The 24706-nt window shown below is 62.2% G+C and carries 22 protein-coding genes and 1 pseudogene; 15 read left to right on the plus strand and 8 right to left on the minus strand.

Annotated features, from left to right (window positions below; genetic code table 11):
- Positions 1 to 41 precede the first annotated feature (41 nt).
- On the minus strand, positions 42 to 1322 hold the full coding sequence (locus tag AB4O40_RS04405) for a serine/threonine transporter (RefSeq protein WP_056727712.1): 1281 nt from the start codon (positions 1320 to 1322) through the stop codon (positions 42 to 44).
- A 388-nt stretch (positions 1323 to 1710) separates the two neighbouring features.
- On the opposite strand from AB4O40_RS04405, the gene AB4O40_RS04410 reads away from it, so the two are divergent.
- The 5 genes from AB4O40_RS04410 to AB4O40_RS04430 all read left to right on the plus strand — a co-directional run bounded on the left by AB4O40_RS04410 (position 1711) and on the right by AB4O40_RS04430 (position 5873).
- Positions 1711 to 2094: a tautomerase family protein gene (locus AB4O40_RS04410; protein ID WP_460055847.1), complete on the plus strand. Its 384-nt coding sequence runs from the start codon at positions 1711 to 1713 to the stop codon at positions 2092 to 2094.
- 28 nt (positions 2095 to 2122) lie between these two features.
- Positions 2123 to 2710 carry a TetR/AcrR family transcriptional regulator gene (locus AB4O40_RS04415; RefSeq protein ID WP_460055844.1) on the plus strand — a complete coding sequence of 196 codons (588 nt, stop codon included), beginning with the start codon at positions 2123 to 2125 and terminating at the stop codon, positions 2708 to 2710.
- Positions 2711 to 2890: 180 nt separating this feature from the next.
- Entirely contained in the window at positions 2891 to 3856 is a 966-nt protein-coding gene (locus AB4O40_RS04420) for a 2-hydroxyacid dehydrogenase (RefSeq protein WP_409078778.1), read from the plus strand.
- Positions 3857 to 4000: 144 nt separating this feature from the next.
- The gene (locus AB4O40_RS04425) at positions 4001 to 5068 is read left to right on the plus strand and encodes a phosphotransferase family protein (protein WP_056727719.1); all 1068 of its coding nucleotides are present in this window, start codon (positions 4001 to 4003) and stop codon (positions 5066 to 5068) included.
- 37 nt (positions 5069 to 5105) lie between these two features.
- On the plus strand, positions 5106 to 5873 hold the full coding sequence (locus tag AB4O40_RS04430; RefSeq protein ID WP_095059930.1) for an SDR family oxidoreductase: 768 nt from the start codon (positions 5106 to 5108) through the stop codon (positions 5871 to 5873).
- Positions 5874 to 5938: 65 nt separating this feature from the next.
- On the opposite strand, the gene AB4O40_RS04435 is transcribed toward AB4O40_RS04430, so the two are convergent.
- The 6 genes from AB4O40_RS04435 to AB4O40_RS04460 form a co-directional block, all read right to left on the minus strand.
- Positions 5939 to 6160: a hypothetical protein gene (locus AB4O40_RS04435; RefSeq protein ID WP_460055840.1), complete on the minus strand. Its 222-nt coding sequence runs from the start codon at positions 6158 to 6160 to the stop codon at positions 5939 to 5941.
- A gap of 143 nt (positions 6161 to 6303) precedes the next feature.
- Positions 6304 to 6555: a DUF1652 domain-containing protein gene (locus AB4O40_RS04440; protein ID WP_223542588.1), complete on the minus strand. Its 252-nt coding sequence runs from the start codon at positions 6553 to 6555 to the stop codon at positions 6304 to 6306.
- Positions 6556 to 6739: 184 nt separating this feature from the next.
- The gene (locus AB4O40_RS04445) at positions 6740 to 8233 is read right to left on the minus strand and encodes a helix-turn-helix transcriptional regulator (RefSeq protein ID WP_460055837.1); all 1494 of its coding nucleotides are present in this window, start codon (positions 8231 to 8233) and stop codon (positions 6740 to 6742) included.
- A 109-nt stretch (positions 8234 to 8342) separates the two neighbouring features.
- Entirely contained in the window at positions 8343 to 9233 is an 891-nt protein-coding gene (locus AB4O40_RS04450; RefSeq protein ID WP_056727727.1) for a LysR substrate-binding domain-containing protein, read from the minus strand.
- Between the two features lie 5 nt (positions 9234 to 9238).
- Entirely contained in the window at positions 9239 to 11443 is a 2205-nt protein-coding gene (locus AB4O40_RS04455) for a xanthine dehydrogenase family protein molybdopterin-binding subunit (protein WP_223542590.1), read from the minus strand.
- Positions 11443 to 11907, minus strand: coding sequence for a (2Fe-2S)-binding protein (locus AB4O40_RS04460; protein WP_056727731.1), 465 nt, complete (start codon positions 11905 to 11907; stop codon positions 11443 to 11445). The genes AB4O40_RS04455 and AB4O40_RS04460 overlap by 1 nt, the downstream gene beginning before the upstream one ends.
- 118 nt (positions 11908 to 12025) lie before the next feature.
- On the opposite strand from AB4O40_RS04460, the gene AB4O40_RS04465 reads away from it, so the two are divergent.
- The 10 genes and pseudogenes from AB4O40_RS04465 to AB4O40_RS04510 all read left to right on the plus strand — a co-directional run bounded on the left by AB4O40_RS04465 (position 12026) and on the right by AB4O40_RS04510 (position 23293).
- Entirely contained in the window at positions 12026 to 12916 is an 891-nt protein-coding gene (locus AB4O40_RS04465; RefSeq protein WP_460055832.1) for a LysR substrate-binding domain-containing protein, read from the plus strand.
- A gap of 299 nt (positions 12917 to 13215) precedes the next feature.
- Positions 13216 to 14145: an amidohydrolase family protein gene (locus AB4O40_RS04470; protein WP_056727736.1), complete on the plus strand. Its 930-nt coding sequence runs from the start codon at positions 13216 to 13218 to the stop codon at positions 14143 to 14145.
- Between the two features lie 4 nt (positions 14146 to 14149).
- Entirely contained in the window at positions 14150 to 15055 is a 906-nt protein-coding gene (locus AB4O40_RS04475) for an amidohydrolase family protein (protein ID WP_053158646.1), read from the plus strand.
- Between the two features lie 178 nt (positions 15056 to 15233).
- Positions 15234 to 16619: a UbiD family decarboxylase gene (locus AB4O40_RS04480; protein ID WP_056727738.1), complete on the plus strand. Its 1386-nt coding sequence runs from the start codon at positions 15234 to 15236 to the stop codon at positions 16617 to 16619.
- Positions 16616 to 17245 carry a UbiX family flavin prenyltransferase gene (locus AB4O40_RS04485; protein WP_056727739.1) on the plus strand — a complete coding sequence of 210 codons (630 nt, stop codon included), beginning with the start codon at positions 16616 to 16618 and terminating at the stop codon, positions 17243 to 17245. The genes AB4O40_RS04480 and AB4O40_RS04485 overlap by 4 nt, the downstream gene beginning before the upstream one ends.
- 73 nt (positions 17246 to 17318) lie before the next feature.
- Positions 17319 to 18365, plus strand: coding sequence for a CobW family GTP-binding protein (locus AB4O40_RS04490; RefSeq protein ID WP_056727741.1), 1047 nt, complete (start codon positions 17319 to 17321; stop codon positions 18363 to 18365).
- 247 nt (positions 18366 to 18612) lie between these two features.
- Entirely contained in the window at positions 18613 to 19974 is a 1362-nt protein-coding gene (locus AB4O40_RS04495) for a nucleobase:cation symporter-2 family protein (protein ID WP_056727743.1), read from the plus strand.
- Between the two features lie 12 nt (positions 19975 to 19986).
- Entirely contained in the window at positions 19987 to 21375 is a 1389-nt protein-coding gene (locus tag AB4O40_RS04500) for an amidohydrolase family protein (protein WP_056727745.1), read from the plus strand.
- A 140-nt stretch (positions 21376 to 21515) separates the two neighbouring features.
- Positions 21516 to 22660 (plus strand): annotated as a pseudogene (locus AB4O40_RS04505) (XdhC family protein).
- Between the two features lie 174 nt (positions 22661 to 22834).
- Positions 22835 to 23293: an REP-associated tyrosine transposase gene (locus AB4O40_RS04510; protein WP_056728094.1), complete on the plus strand. Its 459-nt coding sequence runs from the start codon at positions 22835 to 22837 to the stop codon at positions 23291 to 23293.
- A 91-nt stretch (positions 23294 to 23384) separates the two neighbouring features.
- Here AB4O40_RS04510 and AB4O40_RS04515 read toward each other — a convergent pair whose 3' ends face one another.
- On the minus strand, positions 23385 to 24653 hold the full coding sequence (locus tag AB4O40_RS04515) for a Zn-dependent hydrolase (RefSeq protein ID WP_056727749.1): 1269 nt from the start codon (positions 24651 to 24653) through the stop codon (positions 23385 to 23387).
- Positions 24654 to 24706 lie beyond the last annotated feature (53 nt).

Genomic DNA, 24706 nt, shown 5'->3' on the forward strand with positions numbered 1-24706 from the left:
CTGTAGCTGTCAATCCGGCACTGCGCGAGCAGGCCGGTCGATCATGCGGTCAGCGAGTAGATCAACGCCGTGATCGCCACCAGGCCCACCGCCGTCACGAAGACGTTGGATGCCTGACCGCGATAGCGTGCCATCGCCGGCACCTTGCGGATGGCGTACATCGGCATCAGGAACAGGATCGCCGCGATCACCGGGCCGCCGAGGGTTTCGATCATGCCGAGAATGCTCGGGTTCAGCGTGGCGACGATCCAGCACACCACCAGCATGAACGCGGCAGTCATGCGGTCCAGGGCCTTGGCGGACGGACGCTTGCCGCTCTTGACGATCAGGCCCTTGAGGCCTTCGCTGGCGCCGATGTAGTGCCCCAGGAACGACTTGGAAATGGCCACGAAGGCAATCAACGGCGCCGCAAAGGCGATAGTCGGGTTGCTGAAGTGGTTGGCCAGGTACGACAGGATCGACAGGTTCTGCGCCTTGGCTTCAGCCAGTTGCGCTGGCGACAGGGTCAGCACGCAACTGAAGACGAAGAACAGCACCATCACCACCATCAGCAGATGGGCGCGGGACAGGATCTGCGAGCTGCGCTCCTCGGCGTGTTCACCGTAGCGACGCTTCTGGTCCACGGCGAACGCCGAGATGATCGGCGAGTGGTTGAACGAGAACACCATCACCGGAATCGCCAGCCACAGGGTATGCAACAGCGCCGACGGCGCCGGCACGCTGCTCGCGGTGGTGAGTATGCCGCCGTTCCAGTGCGGAACCAGGTAAACCGCCAGGAACAGCAGCGCGACGATGAACGGATAGACCATCAGGCTCATGGCCTTGACGATCAACTGCTCACCACAACGCACCACCGCCAGCAGGCCGAGGATCAGCACCAGCGACAGCACGGCGCGCGGTGGCGGCATGATGTGCAGTTGATGTTCCATGAAGCTGCCGACCGTGTTGGTCAGGGCCACGCTATAGATCAGCAGGATCGGGAAAATCGCGAAGAAGTACAGCAAGGTGATCAGCGCGCCGGCCTTGATGCCGAAATGCTCTTCCACCACCTCAGTGATGTCGGCGCCTTCGCGACCGGACAGCACGAACCGGGTCAGCCCGCGGTGCGCGTAGAACGTCATCGGGAACGCCAGCAACGCCAGGATCAGCAGCGGCCAGAAGCCGCCCAGGCCTGCGTTGATCGGCAAAAACAGGGTTCCGGCACCAATCGCCGTGCCAAAAAGGCCCAGCATCCAGGTGGTGTCCTGGCGATTCCAGCTTGAAAGCGTCGCGGGTGTCGCTTCTACATAGCGTTCGTTAACGCTATTGGCCTGATCATTCATCCGGTGGGATCTCCACATTCCGGTCACTTGCCACCCGGCCAGGACGCGTCGGAATACCCGACAGGCGGCGTCCGGCCGAAACAGGGGCGGCATTCTGGGGGATTAGTGAGCAGAAGCAAAGACTTAGGTGAGGAACGGTGGTACCAGATAGACGAAAATCCTCTGTGGGATATCCCCTGTGGGAGCGAGCTTGCTCCGGGCGGCGTTCCGACGATAGCGGTGTATCAGTCGGAGAATAGGTTGCATGTGCCGCAGCCATCGCGAGCAAGCTCGCTCCCACAAGGACCTGCGGTGCAACTGCGCGTCATCGCCAAAACGCAATGCGCGCTTGATAAAGGTCTACCATCATGTATTTATAACCGACCAGCATTCCTTCCGGAGTCTTCCCATGCCACTGGTTCGCGTCGACATCAAAAAACACCGGGACCCCACCCACGCCAAACGCATAGGGCAGCTGATCTATGTCGCCATGCGCCAGACCATTGGCGTACCGGAACACGACAACTTCCAGATCCTGGCCGAACACGACAAGCAGCATTTCATCTTTGATCCCGAGTATCTGGGCATCAACCGCAGCGACAACCTGGTCGTCATCCAGATCACCCTCAACGAAGGGCGAACCCTGGAGCAGAAAAAAAACCTCTACAAAACCATCGCCGAAAGCCTTAACGCAGAGCTGGCCGTGCGCCTGGAAGACGTTTTCATTAATCTGGTGGAAGTGAAAAAAGAGAATTGGTCATTCGGCAACGGAGTTGCCCAATACGCCCTCTGATGTCCAACCTGCAAACCGAGAATGACCCATGCCCCGAGTTTCCCGCAAACAAGCCGACCTCAACCGCGAGACCATAGTCGATGCCGCCACACGGCTGTTTCGTGAACGCGGCTTGCACGGGATCAGTGTGGTCGATGTGATGGCCGCCGCGGGCCTGACCCACGGCGGTTTCTACGGGCACTTCGAATCCGGGGAAGCCCTGGCGCAAGAGGCCAGTGGCCGGGCTTTCGATCAGGCCGCGCAACGCTGGCTGGGACGGGTGGCCGAGCATGACAGCAAGGACGCCGCCCGCCGCGCCGTGGTCGAAACCTACCTGTCCAACGAAAGCCGGGACAATCCGGGCGACAGCTGCCCAGTGGTGGCGTTTGCCGGGGACATGTGCCATGAGGCCGCCGAGAGCGGATTGCGCCAAACCTATCTGCAAGGCCTGAACAACCTGCTTGATTCCCTCGGCTCGCTGCTGGACGCAGAGGACGAAGCCGGCAAACGGCAGCAGGCGCTGGTGCAGTATTCGCTGATGTTCGGCGCGCTGATGCTGTCCCGGGCCACCCGCGGCGATCCGCTGTCGGATGAAATTCTCGAAGCTGCCCGGGCCGCCCTCACGCCGTCGAAGTAAATCGCCCGCCCCCACGCAATAAAAAGATCGCAGGCTTCGCCAGATCCTACACTCAGCGCAGTGCCCTCAACGGCGCAGGAGCTGCCACGGGCCGCGATCGCTGGTGGTTGCCAAGCCACCCTGAAATCAGCAATCTCAAGTGACGTTCGAACCGATTTTTCGATGCCCAGGGAGCCAAGCATGCCCGTAACCGTTCTGGTACTGGTTGAAACCATCAATGATTACCTGCCTATCCTTGAACATCAGGGCTTTCACCTGATCCTGGCCCCGACGCCCACCGAGCGCGCCGAAGCCATCGCCCGCCACACCGGGCAGATCGACGCCGTCCTCACCCGTGGCCCTCTGGGGCTATATGCCGATGAAATCGCCGCCCTGCCCAACCTCAAGATCATCTGCGTGATCGGCGCCGGCTATGAACACGTCGACCTGCAGGCCGCGGCGAACCGGGGCATCACCGTCACCAATGGCGCCGGGGTCAACGCCTCGTCCGTCGCCGACCATGCCATGGCGCTGCTGCTGTCGCTGGTACGCGACATTCCTCGCTGTGACGCCGCCGTACGGCGCGGCGAGTGGCCGAAGATCATGCGCCCTTCCCTGGCCGGCAAACGCCTGGGCATCCTCGGCCTCGGCGCGGTCGGCATGGCGATTGCCAAACGCGCCAGCGCCGGTTTCGACATGGACATTTGCTACCACAATCGCCAGCGTCGCAGCGATGTGTCCTACACCTTGTGCTCGACCCCGACCGAACTGGCACGGGCCTCGGACTTCCTGATCGTCGCCACCCCCGGCGGCGTGGGCACCCGGCAACTGATCAATCGCCAGGTGCTGGACGCGTTGGGCCCCAACGGGTTTATCGTCAATATCGCCCGGGCCAGCGTGATTGCCACGGCCGACCTGATCGCCGCCCTGGAGCAACGCCGGATCGCCGGTGCCGCGCTGGATGTGTTCGACGCCGAGCCGAAGGTGCCGGATGCACTCAAGACCCTGAGCAACGTGATCCTCACTCCCCATGTCGCCGGGCTGTCCCCGGAAGCCACCCAGGGCACCGTCGAACTGGTGGGCAAGAACCTCGTGGCATTTTTCTCCGGCCAACCGGTGCTCACACCGATCGAACTACCGTCGGCCGAGAGCCAGCTCGCCCATTGATGGCGAGTCAAACAGCTGTATCAAAAACAATGATTGGCCGGCAACACGCTCACCTATAAGAGCCGTTCGCGGTTGTAGGTGCGCAGTGTGCGCATTAGATTAGCCAATAGTTCAAGGCCTCCAGAATAAGCAGAAGGGATAAGCATGGCGCTTAACGACCAGTCCACCCGTATCCGCACCGGCGAAGAGCTCGATGCCAGCCTGATCGATCCGTATCTCAAGGCCCATATTCCGGGGCTCAGCGGCTTGCCACGGATCAGCCAGTTTCCGGGCGGCGCTTCAAACCTCACCTACTTGCTGGAATACCCCGAACAGGAATTAGTCCTGCGTCGCCCGCCCTTCGGCCACAAGGCCAAGTCGGCCCACGACATGGGCCGTGAATTCCGCATCCTCAATCAACTGCGCGACGGTTTTCCGTACTGCCCGAAAGCCTACGTGCACTGCACCGACGAATCGGTGATCGGTGCCGAGTTCTATGTCATGGAACGGGTCAACGGCATCATCCTGCGCTCAGACCTGCCGCCGGAACTGGGCCTGGACTCGGCGAAAACCGAAGCCCTGTGCAAGAGCTTCATCGACAAGTTCGTAGAGCTGCACCGCGTCGACTACAACGCCTACGGCCTGGGTGACCTGGGTAAACCCGAAGGTTACGTGGCGCGGCAAATCAAAGGCTGGAGCGATCGCTACGAAAAGGCCCTGACCCCCGATGCGCCACATTGGGACACGGTGAAGGCCTGGCTCAACGACAAGATGCCGGCCGACCATCCGACCTCCAGCATCGTGCACAACGACTACCGCTTCGACAACGTGATCCTCGACCCGAACAACCCGATGCAGATCATCGGCGTGCTCGATTGGGAACTGACCACACTGGGCGATCCACTGATGGACCTGGGCAACACCCTCGCCTACTGGATCGAAGCCGATGATCCGGCGCCGGTGCAGATGATGCGCCGCCAGCCGAGCCATGCACCGGGCATGCTGACCCGCCGCGAATTCGTCGACTACTATGCCGAACGCTCCGGCATCCGCATCGACAACTTCGACTTCTACTACACCTACGGCCTGTTCCGCCTGGCCGGCATCGTGCAGCAGATCTACTACCGCTTCTACCATGGCCAGACCCAGGACAAACGCTTCGCGCAGTTCATTCACATGAACAAGCTGCTGGAGCAGATGAGCTTGCAGGTCATTTCGAAATCCAGCCTCTGATCAGCTTCATCACAAGGCTTAATAACAAGGGAATCCCATGTCCAAGACTCAGTTGTTCGACCTCGACGGCAAGATCGCTTTCGTCTCCGGCGCCAGCCGTGGCATCGGTGAAGCCATCGCCAAACTGCTGGCCCAGCAAGGCGCCCACGTGATCGTGTCGAGCCGCAAGCTCGAAGGCTGCCAGCACGTCGCCGACGCGATCATCGCCGCCGGAGGCAAGGCCACCGCCGTTGCCTGCCATATCGGCGAAATGGAACAGATCAGCCAGGTCTTCGCCGGCATCAAGGAACAGTTCGGCCGCCTGGACATCCTGGTCAACAACGCCGCGACCAACCCGCAGTTCTGCAACGTGCTGGACACCGACCTCGGCGCCTTCCAGAAAACCGTCGACGTGAACATCCGCGGCTACTTCTTCATGTCCGTCGAAGCCGGCAAGTTGATGCGCGAAAACGGCGGCGGCAGCATCATCAACGTGGCCTCGATCAACGGCGTTTCACCGGGCATCTTCCAGGGCATCTACTCGGTGACCAAGGCGGCGGTGATCAACATGACCAAGGTGTTCGCCAAGGAATGCGCGCAGTTCGGGATTCGCTGCAATGCCTTGCTGCCGGGCCTGACCGACACCAAGTTCGCCTCGGCACTGGTGAAAAACGAAGCCATCCTGAACACCGCGCTGCAACAGATCCCGCTCAAGCGCGTGGCCGACCCGAGCGAAATGGCCGGCGCAGTGTTGTACCTGGCCAGCGATGCTTCCAGCTACACCACCGGCGTTTCGCTGAATGTGGATGGCGGTTTCCTGTCCTGATCGTCTGAACAGCACAAATCCCTGTGGGAGCGAGCCTGCTCGCTCCCACAGCGTAAAAACCCGATTTACTGCGTGACGCAACGCGTCGTGGTGGTGACTCGGGTCACCTGCCCGTCTTCAGCCCGTACATCGCCCAGGACATCGGTTTTATCCATGGCCTGGCAGGTGCGTTCAGGAGGGGGTGGAGTGACCACAGGCGGGGGTGGCGGACTGGAGCAGCCGCCGAGGATCGCCATGCACAATGCCAGCGACAAGGGTGAGATAACGCGTTTCCCAAGAGTTTTCATAGGTTGACCCGCGATAAGTGATAGACACATTTTTTGTGACAACAAAACCGGCGCGCAAAGTCCATACACCTGTCAAAAAAATAAATATCTGCGAATCACCCATAGCGCAGCCCGTGGCCAACACCCGTAAAAGCTGACAGTTCTTACATCGCCGTATCAGGCCGTTGCAAGGAATTACTGTCCAGCTCGTAACGCAGTTCTTCGATCAATGCAGTGACCGACTGCGCCGTCTGCAACGTGCTCATGTGCAGGCCACTGACCACCAGGTCCACCTGGCCCGACACCGGGTGGTAGAGCTTCACGGTCAGCGAATGGTCGCCGGTGACACTGCATTCGCAAGCCAGGGGTGAAAAACTGCGCTCGATCAGCATCCGCAGTTGCGCCTGGGTAATCATTACAGCGAGGCCTGGCGGGTTGAAGCATCGGGTAACTGGCTCATGAGGCTGTTCCTTTTGGCGGTTTACCAAGGCGGCGCCGACGACTTGAAGCCATCTGCCGCACCTCCTCAGCCTAAAAACCACCACACCGGGTCGACACATGAATTTGCACCCTGCGCTCTAGTGCATTTGCACCTTAACGCTACCCCCTGGGTCGCCATTCACTGGAGAACAGTCCCCGCTCCCTCGCCCAGACAATCGCCTCGCTGCGGCTGTGCACACCGAGCTTGGAATACACCGTCGCCACATGGTTGCGCACCGTGTTCGGCGCCAGCTTCAGGCGCGCGGCGATTTCCTTGTCGGCCCGGCCTTCGCAGATCAGCCCCAGCACATCGCGCTCCCTGGCGGTCAGGTCGGCGAAGGACACACCGGGCAGTTCCGGTGAGTTGAAGCGCTTCACGTTGGCCAGTTTTTCAATCAGCGTGCGGCTGAACCATGAGGCGTCCTTCATCACCTCCTCGATGGCCGACACCAGTTCCAGCTCGGTGCGCTTGCGCTCGGTGATGTCCATCAGCACCAGCAGATAACAGGGGATGCCCTGAATGTTCACGGTGTCCGCCGACACCGCGCAATCGATCAGCCCGGCGTCTTTCCTGCGCAGGCGCACGTCGATGCGATCCAGGCTGCCGGTTTTCTCCAATGCGGCGAACAACCGAGTGCGTGCGCCCTTGTCGTCGATGAAATCGATCTGCGCGATGTTCTCGCCCAGCACCTCTTCACCCGGATAACCGAGCGTATCGAGGAACGCCTCGTTGACGTCCAGCACCACCTGGTCACCCGCGCCACACACCAGTATTGGCACCGGAGACAGCCGAAACGCCTTGGCAAAGCGTTCTTCGCTTTGGCGCAGAGCCACTTCGGCCTTGTGTCGAGGCTCCATGTCGACGAAGGAAAACAGCATGCAGGCCTCATCGTTGAGTTCCAGCGGCTGGCCGGCGACGATGACCTGCTTGCTGCCGCCATCCGGTAGCCGCAATTCGGCCTGCATCTGCGCGATGGTCCCCCCTTCGCGCAAACATTGCTTGGCCAATGCCTTGTTTTCGGCTTGCTCCAGTACATCCAGTTCATAGGTGGATGTGCCGATCACCTGATCGCGAGAGTAGCCGGTCATTTCAAGGAAGCCGGGATTGACCTTGATGTAGCGCAGATCACTGAGGCGACAGATCACCGCTGGCGCGGGGTTGGCAGCGAAGGTTTTCTCGAAGCGCTGCTCGGCGCTGGCCCACTCGGTGACATCGTCCATGATCAGCACCAACGACTCTGGTTCGCCCTGGCTATCGGCCAGTACCAGGCTGCGCACGCGATGGACCCAGCTGTGCTCTTCTTCATCGGCCGCCGATGCCACCACCACCAGCACGTCACTAAACGTCTCGCCACGGGCCACACGGTTGATTGGATAGCTGTCGACCGGCACCAGGTGATTGTTGCGATAGTGCAGGACGAAGCGCTTGGCGTAGGCCTTGGCATCGGGCCCCAGATCGCTGACCTGCGAGACGCCGTGCATGGCCAGGGCAGCCTCATTGGCCCAGCGAATGGTCTGGTCGGGGTCGAGCAGGATCACCCCGTCGGACAGCCCGGCGATGATCTGCTGCAACTGGCGACGATTGGTTTCGGTGGTCAGGACGTCCTGGCTCATTGCGACCCCACAAGTATGGTGACCCTGTGAAGAGTACGACCTTCGAGCTTAAGGTTAGTGCAACGAACCCTGTGGGAGCGGGCTTGCCCGCTCCCACAGGAATTAGTGTTCAGTTGGAGTTTTGCAACACCAGTTCGCGCAACGTATCGAGAAACAGCTTGAGCACCGGCGAATCATCGTCCGCGCGGTACGTGGCGTACAGCGGCACCTCCGGCAACGCCGGGGTCAGGCGCCGGAACACCAGGCCCGCCGGCGCCAATTGCTCGATGGATGCCGGCAGCAACGCCACGCCGAAACCTGCCCGCACCAGGCTGAGCAAGGTTTGCACCTCGATCACCTGCTGGCGGATCTGCGGGGTGAACCCGGCCTGGATGCAGCACTGGAAGAGAAAATCGGCGAACCGCGATTGCTTCAACTCCAGGGCGACGAATGGCTCCTGAGCCAGATCCGACGGCGCCAGGGTTTCACGCTTTGCCAACGGATGATCGACCGGCATGACCACCCGGATCGGCTCGTAGATCAGCAGTTCATTGCGCAACTGCGGGTCGTCATACCCGACCCGGAACACACAGGCGTCGATGCGTTTTTCCTTGAGCGCCTTGACCTGCGCCGCCGGGGTCATCTCATGCAGGCGCCAGTTTACTTGCGGATAACGCTCGCGAAACAGGTGCAAAGCCCGAGGCAGCACCCCGACCATCACTGAGCTGATCATGCCGATTTCCAGTTCGCCCAACTGGCCACGGCCGGTCTGGCGCGTCAGGTCCAGCGCGCGGTTGAGTTGTTCGAACACCAGCGGCGCCTGTTCCTTGAGCATCTGCCCGGCGGCGGTCAACTCGACCCGGTGATGGCTGCGCTCGAACAATGGCGTGCCAAGTTCCTCCTCCAGCAGACGGATCTGCTGGCTCAGGGGTGGCTGGCAGATATGCAAGCGGGTGGCGGCCCGGCCGAAATGCAGCTCTTCAGCCAGGGCCATGAAGTACCTCAGCAAGCGCAAGTCCATGCCCGTTATCCCAGGTTCAGCGGTGTAGAGCGCTGGCGCACGCCGGTCAGGCTGAACAGGGCATTGGCAATGGCCGGGGCCACCGACGGGCTGCCCAGCTCACCGACACCACCGGGCTTGGCCGGATCGCCGTCGACCAGCAGGATGTCCACCGCCGGCATGTCCGACATGCGCGTCACCCGGTAATCATGGAAGTTGCTCTGCACCACCCTGCCTTGCTTGATGTCCATCCGATCGAACAACGCGTGGCCGAGCCCCCACATCAAGCCGCCGTAGATCTGCTCTTCAACGCCGCCGGGCGACACCGCCAGGCCGCAATCGACCACGCAGGTGAGCTTCTCGACCTTGATCACGCCGTCCTTTTGCGACAGGCGCGCGACCACCGCAATGAAACTGGTGTAACCCTGGTTCGTGGCGATTCCCAGCGCCGTGCCTTCGGGCAGCGGCTGCCCCCAGCCGGCACGCTCGGCAGCGCTTTTCAAAACAGCGACATGCCGTGGCCGGTCCTGCATGTTGGCCAGACGGAAGGCCAACGGGTCTTGCCCGGCGCCATGGGCCAGTTCATCCATGAAGCTTTCCACGGCGAACACATTGGGGATGAAGCTCACCGAGCGATACCAGCCACTGGGCACCTGGCTCTCGTGCCTGACCCACGTCAGGTCGAGGTTGGCCGGGCGATAGGCGAAATCCCAAGCGGTGATGGCTTCGGTGGTGCTGTAGTCCATTTTGTCGGGGCGCTCGAAATAGCCCGGCTCCCACTGCTCCGGCGAGGCCGGCGACACCGCGTCGAGCTGCAGCGCGGTCAAGCGACCCTGCGCATCCAGCGCACCTTTGGCCCGGTGCAGCGTGGCCGGGTGCATGAACAATGAACGCATTTCGTCTTCGCGGCTGTTCATCAGTTTCACCGGCACCCTGGCTTGCTGCGCCAGGTAGGCCACTTCGAACAACCAATACTTGGCCTCCCGCGCTCCGAAGCTGCCGCCGGACACCCGTTCGTTGATGGTGACTTTGTCCTTGGTGAACTTGCATATGACTTGCGCCGCTTCCAGCGCCGACGAAGGCACCTGAACCCCGCCCCAATAGGTGATGGCGTTGTCCTTGACCTGCGCGGTGATGCAGATTGGCTCAAGCGGGTTCTGCACCTTGTAGGGCATGCGGTAATCGGCTTCGAGCAGCTTTGCCGCATTCGGCCATTGTGCGTTCACATCACCCGCAGCCATGGCGGACACCCGTTGCGCGCCTTGGTCCGCCAGCGCCGCTACCTGGGCCTTGGCCAGTTCATCACTGTCGAAACCCGCCAGCGGCGAGTCGCTCCACTGCACCTTGAGCAATTCGCGCCCCTGATGCGCGGCCCAGTAACTATCCGCCAATACCGCCACGCCTTCGACGTTACCGCCGAGGACATCGGGACGCCCCGGCACCTTGATCACCTTACGCACGCCCGGTACCTGCAGCGCAGCCGCGCTGTCCATCGACACAACGGTCGCCCCCAGCACGGGAGCGCGCTGAATCACCGCCACCAGCATGTCCGGCAACACCACGTCGATGCTGTATTTGAAGCGCCCGCAGACCTTGGCCTGGGCATCGCGCTTGTGCCGCAGCTTGCCGATGTACCTGAACTGCGCCGGGTCCTTGAGCGTGACCTTGGCCGGTGCCGGCAGATGCGCGGCGACACCCACCAGTTCGCCATAACCGAGGCTGCGCTTGCTCGCCCCATGAACCACGCGGCCTTCTTCAGTGATGCAACTGTCGGGGCTGACTTTCCACTGTTTGGCAGCCGCCGTGATCAGCAACGCCCGGGCCGTGGCACCGGCCATGCGCAGGCGGTCGTATTCCAGCGAGACGCTGGTGCTGCCGCCGGTGGAGAAGACTTTCCAGATCGGGTGAATGTAGGTTTCGAAGAACGGATCTTCCGGCGAGATCACCTGCACGGTCATCGGATTGACGTCCAGTTCCTCGGCCACGCAGGCGGCCAGGGCCGTGTGTGTTCCAGTGCCGGAATCGTGTTTATGCACCACCAGCTTTACCGTGCCGTCGGGCAGGATACGCACCCAGGCGTTGGGTTCGAATTCACCGGCAGGTGCCGGGGCTTTCGGGTCAGTCGCGGCAAGGCTCGAAGGCAGGTAAAACGCGATGGCCAGGCCGGAAGCAACAGTCGCGGTTTGCTTGAGAAACACCCGTCGCGAAACATCCATCGGGGAGATCGTCATCACGCCTCCTTCGGCGCGTTGGCCGCGCGCTTGATCGCTTTGTTGATCCGCCCGTAAGTGCCGCAGCGGCACAGGTTGCCGGACATGGCATTGCGGATCGAATCGTCGGTCACCACGGCACCAGTGTTGAGCAACGCGGCGGCGGACATGATCTGACCCGATTGACAGTAACCGCATTGCGGCACATCTTCGGCAACCCAGGCCAGTTGCAGCGGATGCTGCTCAGTCGGCGACAAGCCTTCGATGGTGGTGATGCTGTGCCCCGCCACGGCGGCGACCGGCAGTTGGCAGGAGCGCACCGCGACGCCGTCCAGGTGTACGGTGCAGGCACCGCACAGGCCCATGCCGCAACCGAACTTGGTGCCGGTGAGTTTCAAGTGGTCACGCAGCACCCATAACAAGGGCATGGAGGGTGATGTCTCTGCCAGCTCGCGTCGTTCGCCGTTTACCGTGAATTCGATCATTGTCAGGCTCCAAGAGAGCGGCCCGTCTTTGTGCAGGCCTGGTGATCGATTATTGGAAGCCTTGGGAAAAACGGGCCAGCGACGATTTCTGCCATCCTGTGTAAGTAGGACTAACAGCATGTACAAGCGATACCCGTCGGTGCAGTCCATGAGCGCGTTCATCCAGGCGGCGCGCAGCGGCAGTTTCTCCAGCGCGGCGCGCAAACTCGACCTGACCCACAGCGCCATCAGCCAGCAGATCCGCTCGCTGGAAGACTTCATCGGCCAGCCGCTGTTCGTGCGCGAAGGCGGCGGCAGCAACCTGACCGATGCCGGGCAACTGTTCGCCAGTGTGTTGTCCGACGGCTTGGCGCAGATCGACCGGGCGCTGTCTTCGGTGAAGAACCGCAGCGTGGCCCAGCGCCTGACCCTCGACATCGACAGCGAACTGGCCCAGAGCTGGCTCAATCCGCGCCTGCCGCAGTTGCTGGACCTGTTGCCCGACCATGAGGTGGTGCTGTTGTCGATGCCACGCTCGGACCGCAGTGCATTCGAACGGGTGGACCTGGCCTTGCGCTACGGTTATGGCGACTGGGACGACTGCGAGATGACGCAGATTTGCGGGGACCGGGTGATGGCGGTGGCTTCACCGGAACTGCTGAAACGTCATGGTCTGGAGCTGCCGTTGAGTCCGGCGCAGATCCTTCAACTGCCATTGCTGGGGTATACGCGACGGTCATGGATTCCGTGGCTGGATGCGGCCGGCATGCCTCCCGTCGAACCTGCGGCGCGGGTGGTGTTCGATAACGCAGCGAACCTGATTGCCGCTGCCGAGGCCGGCGTCGGTGCAGGATTGGTGCGTGGGTTGCTGGCGGCGGATGCGTTGCGCAGCGGTCGGCTGGTGGTGCTGAACGAGGCGCAGATTGCGGCGCATTACAACCTGTATGCGGTGTGGCCGCCGGGGCAGGCCGAGCGGATGGCGCCGGTGGTTGAGGCGGTCAAGCAGTTGGCTGAAAACACATTGCTTTAGGGTCAAAAGATCGCAGCCTTCGGCAGCTCCTGCACTCGTCTCCCGTAGGAGCTGCCGAAGGCTGCGATCTTTGATTTTCCTTCCCCCATATCGAACGCATATCAACCCCTCGCCCAATTAATATTGTACGAACCCGACACCCCCTTCCAATACTTGCCCCCAAGCAGCCAGCGTCCCGAGCCGGATGCGACCAGGCGAGGGAATGCGTGATGCTTTGCGCATAGAAATGGCCGATTACCCGGGACGTGGCTGCTGTGAACCGCAAGGTTCCCTTCCCCGCTATCAGGAGATCGACTTCAATGATCATCGATATCAGCTGCTATCCCACCGATCTGGTGGACCTCGCCTGGAGGCATGACGGTGACCCGTTCACCGGCGAGCGTCTGCTGGAGATGATGGATGGCCCGTACATGGTCAACGGCAAACCTCGCCGCATCGACAAAGCCTTCATCCAGCCACCCCAGGGCAACACCATCTACACCTGGACCGACGGCGATCTGACCGGCCGCGAGTCCATCGACGCCTACATGGCCTACACGCTGAAAATGGTCCAGACCTACCCGGACCGTTTCATCGGCTGCTTCGTCTATAACCCGCGCTGCGGCGTGGAGAACGGCGTCGAGGCCATCGAGCGCTATGTCAAGGAACACGGCTTCAAGATGGTCCAGATGCAGGCCAATATGCACGCCTACCGTCCGGACCGCGCCCTGGACTGGGTGCGCCCGGCCTTCGAGAAATGCGCCGAGCTGGGCATCCCGGTCAAGCTGCACACCGGCGACGGGCCTTACAGCATCCCGTCGGAATGGGTGCCGATGATCAAGGAATTCCCCAACGTCGATTTCATCATGGCCCACTTCGGCGTGCAGACCGGCGGGGTCTACGTGTTCGAGCCGATGCAATGGGCGATGGAATTGCCCAACGTCTACTGCGAATCGGGCTGGTGCCTGCAGTCGCGGATCGTCGAGTTCGCCAAGGTCCTGCCGACCCACAAGATCCTGTTCGGAACCGATACGCCGCCGAACGAACCCGGCATGTGGCTGCGCCTGCTGGAAGTGTTGTGCCACGAACCGCCGCAGGGCCTGAACCTCGACGAGGACACCCTCGAAGAGTACCTGGGCAACAACACCGCACGGATGATCGGCCTCGAACCGACCCCGCCACCTCGTTCCGTTTGCGAAGCAGAGGCGCAGCTCAAGCGCCCCGTCACCACGCAACTGGCCAGGAGCTGAACCGATGATTATCGATACCCATCTGCACCCTACCAACCTGGTCGACGAGGCCTGGCGCCACACCGGCGAACCCTTCACCGGCGAGCGCATGCTCAAGCTGATGGACGGCCCGTACATGATCAACGGCAAGCCGCGCCGCATCGACATGGGCTTCATCCAGCCGCCACCAGGCAACACTGGTTATCGCGACGGCAACCGCCGGGGTCGTGAGGGTGTGCGTGACTACATGTCCTACGTCGCCGAACTGTGCGTGAAATACCCGGACCGCTTCATCGGCAACTTCAACTTCAACCCGCGCTGGGGACCGGAAAACGGTGCGGCGGAGCTGGAATTCCACATCAAGGAATACGGCTTCAAGATGCTCAAGCTACACGCCAACATGCACGGCTATCGCCCGGACCGGGCGCTGGACTGGTTGCGTCCGGCGATGAAGGTCTGCGCCAAGTACAACATCGTGGTGCTGATCCACACCGGGGACGGGCCGTACACCATCCCGACGATGTTCTACCCGATCATCCGCGAGTTTCCGATGGTCAATTTCATCATCGGCCACTTCGGCATCCAGACCGGCGGCAACTACTCGTTCGAAGCGTTCTGGATGGCGATGGACACGCCGAACGTCTATTGCGAATCCGGTTGGTGCTTCCAGTCGCGGATCGTCGAGTTCGCCAAGGACCTGCCGCGTAACAAGATCGTGTTCGGCACTGACTCGCCGCCGAATGAACCGGGCATGTGGCTGCGCGAACTCGAAGTGTTGTGCTCGCCTGCGCCGCAAGGCCTGGGCATCGATGAGGATCACCTTGAGGACTACTTGGGCAACAACATCGCCCGGTTGTGCGGCATCGAACCGACACCGCCGCCCAAGGACCTGATCGAGGCGGACATTCGTCTGACCACGACTTACCTCTAGCGCCTCGGAACCTGTGGGAGCGAGCTTGTTCCGGGCGGCGTTCCGACGATGACGGCGTCACATTCAACACTGACGTCAACTGACCCTCTGCTATCGCGAGCAAGCTCGCTCCCACAGGGTTCTCGCTAGCTTCAAGAGTTACTTGAACGCACAGCATTGCTTTTCACGAGGTGAAACCATGACCCTCTCGACGCTCGGCGATACCCAGGATTTTCACGATTTTCTAGACGCCTATCGCCGGCAATACCCGGACGATGTGCTCACCGTCCGGCAATCCCTTTCAGCCGACCAGGACGTCACCGCCCTGGTCGACACCCTCGCCACCCAGGGCCGCGATCCGCTGCTGATCTGCGAAAAAGTCGGCAACTTCGGCGCGCCGGTGGTCACCAACCTGTTCGCCTCCCGCACCCGCATCGCCCGGATGTTCGGCGTTGCCCCGGCGCAATTGCACGAGACTTTCCAGAAGCGCGCCAACAACCCCATCGCCCCGCGCTACGTGGAAACCGGCCCGGTGCTGGATGAAATCTTCGAAGGCGAAGCCGTGGACCTTGCGCTGCTGCCAATGCTCAAGCACTTTGACAGTGACCGCGGCCCCTATATCACCAACGCGATCATCATTGCCGAAGACCCGGTCACCGGCATTGCCAACATGAGCTATCACCGCTCGATGCGCCATGCACGGCAGACCCTCGCCACCAGCCTGCATTCACGCGGTCACCTGTGGCGCATGCTGCAAACCGCCCGGGAGCGCGGCGAAGAATTGCGCGTGGCCATGGTGGTCGGCGCGCACCCGCTGTTCATGCTGGCGGCGGCGGCACGCTTGCCGTTCGGTAGCGATGAGCGCGCGGTGGCCGGCGGCTTGTTCGGCGCGCCGCTGGAGCTGGTGAAAACCCCGCGCTACGGCATCGGCGTGCCGGCCTTTGCGGAGTTTGTCCTGGAAGGCGCCATCGATCCGACGGCCTATGCCGAAGAAGGCCCGTTCGGTGAGTTCAGCGGCTATTCCTCGGATCGTTCGACCAACAATGTGCTGCGGGTCGACACCCTGATGCGGCGCAAGGATGCCTGGCTGGTGGACGTGGTCGGTGGGCGATATGCCGAACACCTGACCCTGGCGCGGCTGCCCCGGGAAGCGGAAATGAGCGAGAAACTCAAAGCTCGCTTCCCCGCCGTCACCGCCGTGCACTACCCCAATTCCGGCACCCATTTCCACTGCTACGTCGCCCTGGACCAGAGCCGCGACGGCGAGGCGCGGCAGATCATGCTCGCCCTGCTCGGCTGGGACCCGTACCTGAAGACCGTGATCGCGGTGGACAGCGACATCGACATCGGCGACGACAGCCAGGTGCTGTGGGCGCTGGCCACGCACTTCCAGCCGCATCAGGACATCTTCGTCATCGATGGCCTGCCCGGCAGCCCGCTGGACCCGTCGTCCTCGGTCAACGGCACCACCTCGCGCATGGGCCTGGACGCCACTCGCGGCTCTGGTTTCGACGGGATCAAGGCGCAGCTGGACCAGGAAGTGGTCGAGCGTGCCCGCCAACTGCTCGCAGGCCTGCAATCATGAACCGCCAGCGCATGGTGGTCGGCATCAGCGGTGCGTCGGGCTTTATCTACGGCGTGCGCCTGCTGCAATTGCTCGCCGAGTTGAACATCGAAACCCATCTGGTCATCAGCCGCGCCGCACTGCTGACCATGGCCCACGAAACCGACTACAAACTGGCCGACGTCACCGCGCTGGCCAGCCATTACCACCGTGCCGACGACGTGGCCGCCGGGATCGCCAGCGGTTCGTTCCGTTGCCTGGGCATGGTGGTGGCGCCCTGCTCCATGCGCACCCTGGCGGAAATCGCCACCGGCACCTCTTCGGGCCTGATCGGCCGCGCCGCCGACGTCACCCTCAAGGAACGCCGCACCCTGGTGCTGATGGCCCGGGAAACCCCGCTGACCCTCGCCCACCTGCGCAACATGACGGCAATCACCGAGATGGGCGGGATCATCGCCCCGCCCGTGCCGGCCTTTTACGCCCGCCCGCAAGACCTTGCGCAAATGGTCGACCACAGCCTCGGCCGTGTCCTCGACCTGTTCGGCCTCGACGCCGGGACAGCGCGACGCTGGAGAGAACACCCAACCCCCTGTGGGAGCGAGCTTGCTCGCGATAGCGGTGGGTCAGTCCGCATCAATGCCAGCTGATATGGCCTCATCGCGAGCAAGCTCGCTCCCACAGTTGAAAGCACTCCGACCTATCGTTACCAAGGAGCATCACATGAACACCCCATTCAACGCCCCGACCCCGAACACCAAAATCCCGGTGACCATCCTCACAGGCTTCCTCGGCGCCGGCAAAACCACCCTGCTCAACTACATCCTCAAGGAAAACCACGGACGCAAGATCGCCGTGATCGAAAACGAATTCGGCGAAGTCGGCATCGACGGCGACCTGGTGCTCAGCTCCGAAACCGAAGAAATCTACGAGATGGTCAACGGCTGCGTGTGCTGCACCGCCGAGGTCCGCGAGGACCTGGTGCGCATCGTCCGCGAACTGGTGGCGCGGCCCGTGCGGCTCGACCACATCCTGATCGAAACCAGTGGCCTGGCCGACCCCTACCCGGTGGCCCAGAGCTTCTTCATCAACGACCCGATTGCCGATGAAGTGGAACTGGACGCCATCGTCACCATGGTCGATGCCAAGCACATCGCCCAGCACCTGGAAGACCTGCAACTCGACGGCGTGGACAACCAGGCGGTGGACCAGATCGTCTGCGCCGACCGCATCGTCATCAACAAGGTCGACCTGGTCAGCGCCGCCGAAGTGGCGTCCCTGAGCGACAAAATCCGGGGCCTGAATGCCACGGCGGACCTGGTGACCTCGAGCTACGCCGAGATCGATCTGTCGAAGATCCTTGGTATCGGTGCCTTCGAGTCCACGCAGAAACTCATGGAAATCGGCGCCGAACACGACCACCACGCCGATGAGCATCATCACGACCATGACGAGCCCGACCATGAGCACGACCCGAGCGTGTCGTCGGTGGGCATCGCCGTGGACGGCGCGGTCAACCTCGGTGATTTCCATCGCTGGATCACGAAACTGCGTACCGAGCAGGCCGACAACCTGTACCGCATGAAGGGCGTGCTGGCGGTGGCCGATCAAGACCAGCGCTATGTGCTGCAAGGGGTGCACAGCCTCGTCGAGTTCCGGGCCTCCACTTCATGGGGCACCGAACCGCGCTCCAGCAAGATTGTGTTCATCGGCCGCGACCTGGACCGCGCGGCCCTGAACCAGGGCTTTGCCGCCTGCCTGGCAGGCTGAAAAAAGGCATCGGAGCCGGTGGATGGCGGTTCCGGGCACACGAATGACTGATGCCAATCGGTCAAGGCAACACAGAGCCTGTGGGAGCGGGCTTGCTCGCGAAGAGGCCGTCACACTCAACATCTTCGTTGACTGACACACCGCTTTCGCGAGCCCGCTCCCACCGGGATCACTGTGAACCTGAACTCTCCGGCATCAGAACGAATACCCCTCTCTACAGCATAAAAACAGCAAGAGGTGATTCCCCATGTCGTCAGCCAATACCCCTGTAACGTCCACCATCCACCCCGTCGACCGGATTCTGCCGGTACGGCAAATGCTCACCCTCGGCCTGCAACACATGGCCGTCTCGTACATCGGCGCCATCGCCGTGCCGTTGATTGTCGCCAGCGCCTTGAAGATGTCACAGGCCGATACCGTGGTGCTGATCAGCACCACGCTGTTCTGCTCGGGCATCGCCACCCTGCTGCAAACCGTCGGTTTCTGGAAATTCGGCGTGCGCCTGCCGATCCTGCAGGGCGTGGCGTTCAGCAGCGTGGGGCCGGTGATCGCCATCGGCACCAACCCGCAAGTCGGTTTCGCCGGAGTCTGCGGCGCGGTGATCGGCGCGGGGATTTTCACCATGCTGATGGCACCCTTCGTGGGTCGACTGCGGCGCTTCTTTCCACCGGTGGTCACCGGTTGCATCGTCACCGTGATCGGCTTGCAGTTGTTCCCGATTGCCTATGAGTGGGTCGGCGGCGGGCGGCATGCCAGCGACTTCGGGGCACCGGCGTACCTGGCTGTTGCGGCAGTGGTATTGCTCAGCATCCTGCTGGTCAACCGCTACGGCAGCCCGATGCTGCGCAATATGGCGGTGCTGGTGGGCATGCTGGTGGGCGCGGCGCTGGCCTACGGGCTGGGCATGGGCAGTTTTCACAGTGTGCAGGAGTCGCCATGGCTCACCGTGCCGTACCCCTTCTACTTCGGCTTGCCGACCTTCAGCCTGATCCCCATCGCCACCATGGTGGTGGTGATGATCGTGCAGATGGTCGAGTCCATGGGGCTGTTCGTGGCCATCGGCGACATCGTCGACAAACCGGTGGAAGAAAAACAGGTGATCAACGGCCTGCGCGCCAATGGCCTGGCCAGCACCATCGCCGGGATGTTCGCGGCGTTTCCGTTCATTGCCTTCATGGAGAACGTCGGGCTGGTGATCCTCACCGGCGTGCGCAGTCGCTGGGTCGTCGCGGTCAGCGGCCTGCTGATGTGCTCGGTGGCGCTGGTGCCAAAGGCCGGCGCGATCATCGCCTCGATGCCGACCGCAGCCCTCGGCGGTGCCGGGATCGCCATGTTCGGCGTGGTCGCGGCGGCGGGGATCCAGACCCTGGCCAAGGTCGACTACGAGCGCAATCGCTACAACGTGCTGATCGTCGGCTTCACCATCGCCGCCGCCCTGGTGCCGGTGCTGGCCCCGGCCCTGTTCAAGCAACTGCCCGAGTGGTCGCAGCCGTTCCTGCACAGCAGCGTGGTCATCGCCTGCCTGGTGTCGGTGTTGCTCAACGCCACCCTCAACGGTGTCAGCGTGCCTGATGCCGCCGCCAGCAAATCCGCCACCCACAGCCTCTGACCGGAGCCGACCATGACTGAACTGCAAAACATCCTGATCAAGAACCCGCTGGCGGTAATGACCGGCCTGCGCGGCCCACGGGCCCGGGCCGGCGCCGTGGATATCCGCATCGTCAACGGTCGCATCGCCGAAATGGCCGCCGGCCTTGACGCGCAACCCGGTGAACGGGTGATCGATGCGCGCAACTCGGTGGTGTATCCGGGCTGGATCAACACCCACCATCACCTGTTCCAGAACCTGCTCAAAGCCGTGCCCGAAGGCTTGAACCAGGACCTGCAAGGCTGGCTGGCCAGCGTGCCCTACCCGCGCCTCAACCGCTTCACCCCACAATTGGCGCGGATCGCCGCACAACTGGGCATGGCCGAGTTGCTACTGTCGGGGGTGACCACCTGCGCCGATCACCATTACCTCTACCATGCCAACGGCAGCACCGAGACCGGTGACCTGCTGTTCGACATGGCCGGGGAATTCGGCCTGCGTTTCGTGCTGTGCCGGGGCGGCGCGCTGGAGTCGGCCAGCGCCCATCCGGGTTTCTCGAAGACCGCGCTGCAACCGGAAACCCTGGACCAGATGGTCGGTGACATCGAACGACTGAAATCCCGTTATCACCAGGACACCCCGGACGCCTTGCGCCGGGTGGTCGTCGCACCGACCACGCCGACTTTTTCCCTGCCGCCGACGCTGCTGCGGGAACTGGCCCACACCGCCCGGGGCCTTGGCTTGCGCCTGCACACGCACCTGTCGGAAACCCAGAACTACGTGAATTTCTGCCGCGAGAAATATAACTGCCTGCCGGTGGAGTTCGTCGCCGAACACGAATGGCTCGGCCCGGACGTGTGGTTCGCCCACGCGGTGCACCTGCAACCCGGTGAAATCCGCATGCTCGCGCAAACCGGCACCGGCATTTCCCACTGCCCGGTGAGCAATGCGCGCCTGGGTAGCGGCGTGGCACCGGTGCCGCAGATGTTCGAAGCCGGGGTGCCGATTTCCCTTGGCGTGGATGGCGTGGCGTCCAACGAATCCGGAAGCATGGTCGGTGAAGCGAACACCGCGTGGCTGATTCACCGGGCCGGGCAAGGCGCCTCGGCCACCACCGCCGAAGATGTCATCCACTGGGGCACGGCGGGTGGTGCACAGGTGCTGGGGCTGGGTGCGGTCGGCACCCTTGAAATCGGTCAGGCGGCGGACCTGGTGATCTACGGTCTGGACCATCCGCGCTTCTTCGGCTTCCACGACATTGCCGTGGCGCCCGTGGTGGCGGGCGAACCGATTGCGGTGAAGTACAGCCTGGTCGGTGGCCGGGTGGTGGTCGATAACGGCGTGATTCCGGGGCTGGATGTGCAGCGGATGCGGGCCGAGGCGTGGGATGGGGTGCGGCAGTTGATGAGCGTGGACGACTGACCCACCACCAACACAAATCCCCCTGTAGGAGCTGCCGAAGGCTGCGATCTTTTGATTTTGCTTTTTTTAAGATCAAGGTCAAAAGATCGCCGCCTTCGGCAGCTCCTACAGGATCGCGTTCATTTTCAGGAAGAGATGCCATGTCCGGCCTCAATGATCTTCTACAAGCCATCGACACCGGCGCCCAGGCCGGCGAAGAAACCATCCTCGCCACCGTGGTCAAGGTCGAAGGCTCGGCCTATCGCCGCCCCGGCGCACGAATGCTCATTCCCCTGCACGGCCGCACCGTCGGCACCGTCAGCGGCGGTTGCCTGGAGCAGGACCTGGCGAAAAAAGCCTGGTGGCTGACCGACTCCGGCGAACCCGTGGTGCGCCGCTACAGCACCGGCGCCACCGAGGATGAGGACGATGAGCAAAGCGCCCTGACCTTTGGCCTGGGTTGCAACGGCACGGTATTCGTCATGCTTGAACGCCTGCACGCAAAGTCGCCCTCACCTGCAATCGAACTGCTGCGCCGTGTACGTGACAGTCAACAACCGGCCGCCATGGCCACGGTGATCGCCACGTCTCGCAATGCCTCGGCGCGGGTCGGTGACCGTCTGCTGTCCGACACCGATGGCACCCTGCGCAACCTGCCATTGAAAATCGCGATTCGCCAGGACCTGCGCAAGACACTGGCGCAAAAAAATCATCGATACGCCTCTACACCGACGCCCGTGGTGAAGTCGAAGTGTTTTTCGAATACATCGCCCCGCCACCTCGTTTGGTGATCTTCGGTGCCGGCCACGACGCGCAGCCCTTGGTGCGCATGGCCAAACTGCTGAACTGGCACGTCTCGGTGATCGACAGTCGCAGCCACTTCGCTCGCCCCGAACGCTTCCCCCAGGCCGATGCGGTGATCTTCGCCAGCCTCGACAACCCGTTCGACCTGCGCCCCCTGACCGACGGCGCCGCCGTGACCGTGATGACCCACAGCTATTGCCAGGACCGGCACTGGCTCGGACAACTGTTGCAAGCCGCGCCCGCCTACCTTGGCCAACTCGGTCCGAAGGAGCGCACGGAGCGCTTGCTGGCTGAAATCGGTCCGGGCACGTGCGCCCTGTATTACCCGATGGGCCTCGACCTGGGTGGCGATGCACCGGAAAACGTGGCGCTGTCGATACTCGCGGAGATGACGGCGGTGATGAATCAACGCCAGGGCGGGATGCTCAGGCATCGGCGTAAACCGATTCACCCGGCGGATCTGTCGATCAGTGAAAAGCTTGAGGTCGTAGCGGTGGGTTGAAGATCAAAAGATCGCAGCCTGCGGCAGCTCCTACGGAGAATGCATCCCCTGTAGGAGCTGCCGCAGGCTGCGATCTTTTCAAGTTACTCGAAACAAACCGAAAAACCTCGGGCAAATGGAGCGAAAACTCTCGGCTAGTGTTCAATGATCCACTCGTTCAAAGAGGGCAACGGAATGCCTATCGCTGCAAAAGGATGCCGTCTGCGTAAAGCTCGGGTTTCCGAATCAGGGCGTATCTATCTGCTGACCGCAGTCACTCATCAACGTCGACCGGTGTTCTCAGACGTTCATTTGGGACGTCAGCTTGTCAGTCAACTGCGCAGTGCCGATGAAAGCGCCACCGTAAATTCCTTGGCCTGGGTAGTGATGCCGGACCATTTGCATTGGTTGGTCGAACTGAACCAAGGCACATTGGCCGAGCTTATGTGTCGCATCAAATCCAGAAGCAGCCGGTCGATCAATCTGATGTTGGGAGACTTAGGCCAAGTGTGGCAACGCGGCTACTACGATCGGGCACTGCGCAAAGAGGAAGACATCAAAGACGCTGCCCGCTACATCGTTATGAATCCCTTGCGCGCAGGGCTGGTGAAGCGAATTGGGGATTATCCGTTGTGGGATGCCATTTGGGTTTGAAGAATCACGATCAAAAGATCGCAGCCTGCGGCAGCTCCTACGGAGAATGCGTCCCCTGTAGGAGCTGCCGCAGGCTGCGATCTTTTGCTGATCAAGCAGCCAATGCCGCCGAAGCCGCCAGCATCGCCCGCAACAACACCGCACAACCGGCCGCGAGGTCATCCGGCGCGGCGTTTTCGATTTCGTTGTGGCTGATGCCGCCTTCGCAGGGCACGAAGATCATCCCGGCCGGGCCGAGTTCGGCGAGGAAGATTGCGTCGTGGCCTGCGCCGCTGACGATGTCCATGTGCGACAGGCCCAGGCCTTGGGCGGCGCCGCGCACGGCTTCGACGCAGCCTTTGTCGAAGTACAGCGGCGGGAAGTCGGCCGTTGGCGTGAGTTCGAAGGTCAGGCCGTGTTCTTCGCAGGTGGTTTCGATGACTTCGCGCACTTCGGCGATCATCGAGTCCAGGCGCGCCGGTTCCAGGTGCCGGAAGTCCAGGGTCATGCGCACTTCGCCGGGTATGACGTTGCGCGAGCCGGGATAGGCTTGCAGGCAACCCACGGTGCCGCAGGCATGAGGTTGGTGGCTCAGGGCGGCGCGGTTGAGCGCACCGACGATTACCGCGGCGCCGACCAGGGCGTCCTTGCGCAGGTGCATCGGGGTCGGGCCGGCGTGGGCTTCGACACCGCGCAACTTGAGGTCAAACCATTTCTGCCCGAGGGCGCCCATGACCACGCCTATGGTCTTGTGTTCGTCTTCAAGGATCGGGCCTTGCTCGATGTGAGCTTCAAAGTAGGCACCGACTTTGTGGCCGCTGACGTTGCGTGGGCCGGCATAGCCAATGGCATTCAGTGCTTCACCCACGGTCACACCCTCGGCATCGACCTTGGCCAGGGTTTCCTCGAGGGTGAATTTTTCCGCGAACACGCCGGAACCCATCATGCACGGGGCGAAGCGCGAGCCTTCCTCGTTGGTCCAGACCACCACTTCCAGCGGCGCTTCGGTTTCGATGTTCAGATCATTGAGGGTGCGCAGCACTTCGACGCCCGCCAGCACCCCGAAGCAGCCATCGAACTTGCCGCCGGTGGGCTGGGTGTCGATGTGACTGCCGGTCATCACCGGTGGCAGGTCGGGATTGCGCCCGGGACGACGGGCGAAGATATTGCCGACAGCGTCGATGCTGACGGTGCAGCCGGCCTCCTCACACCACTTGACGAAGATGTCCCGGGCCTGGCGGTCGAGGTCGGTCAGGGCCAGGCGACACACGCCGCCCTTGACCGTGGCGCCGAGCCTGGCCAGTTCCATGAGCGATTGCCACAGGCGGTCGCGGTTGATGTGCTGATGGCTGGACTGCAGAACGTCTACGGCCGCGTTCATGATGATCTCCTCAGGCTGTTCTTGTGTGTTTCTTCAGGCAATTTGTTGGTGTT

It is taken from the genome of Pseudomonas sp. S2_F07 (assembly GCF_054668325.1).

Excerpts from the sequence above, each read along its gene's own strand:
- AB4O40_RS04405 (WP_056727712.1), bottom strand. The coding sequence starts at position 1,322 with ATGAATGATCAGGCCAATAGCGTTAACGAACGCTATGTAGAAGCGACA.
- AB4O40_RS04410 (WP_460055847.1), top strand. The coding sequence starts at position 1,711 with ATGCCACTGGTTCGCGTCGACATCAAAAAACACCGGGACCCCACCCAC.
- AB4O40_RS04415 (WP_460055844.1), top strand. The coding sequence starts at position 2,123 with ATGCCCCGAGTTTCCCGCAAACAAGCCGACCTCAACCGCGAGACCATA.
- AB4O40_RS04420 (WP_409078778.1), top strand. The coding sequence starts at position 2,891 with ATGCCCGTAACCGTTCTGGTACTGGTTGAAACCATCAATGATTACCTG.
- AB4O40_RS04425 (WP_056727719.1), top strand. The coding sequence starts at position 4,001 with ATGGCGCTTAACGACCAGTCCACCCGTATCCGCACCGGCGAAGAGCTC.
- AB4O40_RS04430 (WP_095059930.1), top strand. The coding sequence starts at position 5,106 with ATGTCCAAGACTCAGTTGTTCGACCTCGACGGCAAGATCGCTTTCGTC.
- AB4O40_RS04435 (WP_460055840.1), bottom strand. The coding sequence starts at position 6,160 with ATGAAAACTCTTGGGAAACGCGTTATCTCACCCTTGTCGCTGGCATTG.
- AB4O40_RS04440 (WP_223542588.1), bottom strand. The coding sequence starts at position 6,555 with ATGATTACCCAGGCGCAACTGCGGATGCTGATCGAGCGCAGTTTTTCA.
- AB4O40_RS04445 (WP_460055837.1), bottom strand. The coding sequence starts at position 8,233 with ATGAGCCAGGACGTCCTGACCACCGAAACCAATCGTCGCCAGTTGCAG.
- AB4O40_RS04450 (WP_056727727.1), bottom strand. The coding sequence starts at position 9,233 with ATGGACTTGCGCTTGCTGAGGTACTTCATGGCCCTGGCTGAAGAGCTG.
- AB4O40_RS04455 (WP_223542590.1), bottom strand. The coding sequence starts at position 11,443 with ATGACGATCTCCCCGATGGATGTTTCGCGACGGGTGTTTCTCAAGCAA.
- AB4O40_RS04460 (WP_056727731.1), bottom strand. The coding sequence starts at position 11,907 with ATGATCGAATTCACGGTAAACGGCGAACGACGCGAGCTGGCAGAGACA.
- AB4O40_RS04465 (WP_460055832.1), top strand. The coding sequence starts at position 12,026 with ATGTACAAGCGATACCCGTCGGTGCAGTCCATGAGCGCGTTCATCCAG.
- AB4O40_RS04470 (WP_056727736.1), top strand. The coding sequence starts at position 13,216 with ATGATCATCGATATCAGCTGCTATCCCACCGATCTGGTGGACCTCGCC.
- AB4O40_RS04475 (WP_053158646.1), top strand. The coding sequence starts at position 14,150 with ATGATTATCGATACCCATCTGCACCCTACCAACCTGGTCGACGAGGCC.
- AB4O40_RS04480 (WP_056727738.1), top strand. The coding sequence starts at position 15,234 with ATGACCCTCTCGACGCTCGGCGATACCCAGGATTTTCACGATTTTCTA.
- AB4O40_RS04485 (WP_056727739.1), top strand. The coding sequence starts at position 16,616 with ATGAACCGCCAGCGCATGGTGGTCGGCATCAGCGGTGCGTCGGGCTTT.
- AB4O40_RS04490 (WP_056727741.1), top strand. The coding sequence starts at position 17,319 with ATGAACACCCCATTCAACGCCCCGACCCCGAACACCAAAATCCCGGTG.
- AB4O40_RS04495 (WP_056727743.1), top strand. The coding sequence starts at position 18,613 with ATGTCGTCAGCCAATACCCCTGTAACGTCCACCATCCACCCCGTCGAC.
- AB4O40_RS04500 (WP_056727745.1), top strand. The coding sequence starts at position 19,987 with ATGACTGAACTGCAAAACATCCTGATCAAGAACCCGCTGGCGGTAATG.
- AB4O40_RS04510 (WP_056728094.1), top strand. The coding sequence starts at position 22,835 with ATGCCTATCGCTGCAAAAGGATGCCGTCTGCGTAAAGCTCGGGTTTCC.
- AB4O40_RS04515 (WP_056727749.1), bottom strand. The coding sequence starts at position 24,653 with ATGAACGCGGCCGTAGACGTTCTGCAGTCCAGCCATCAGCACATCAAC.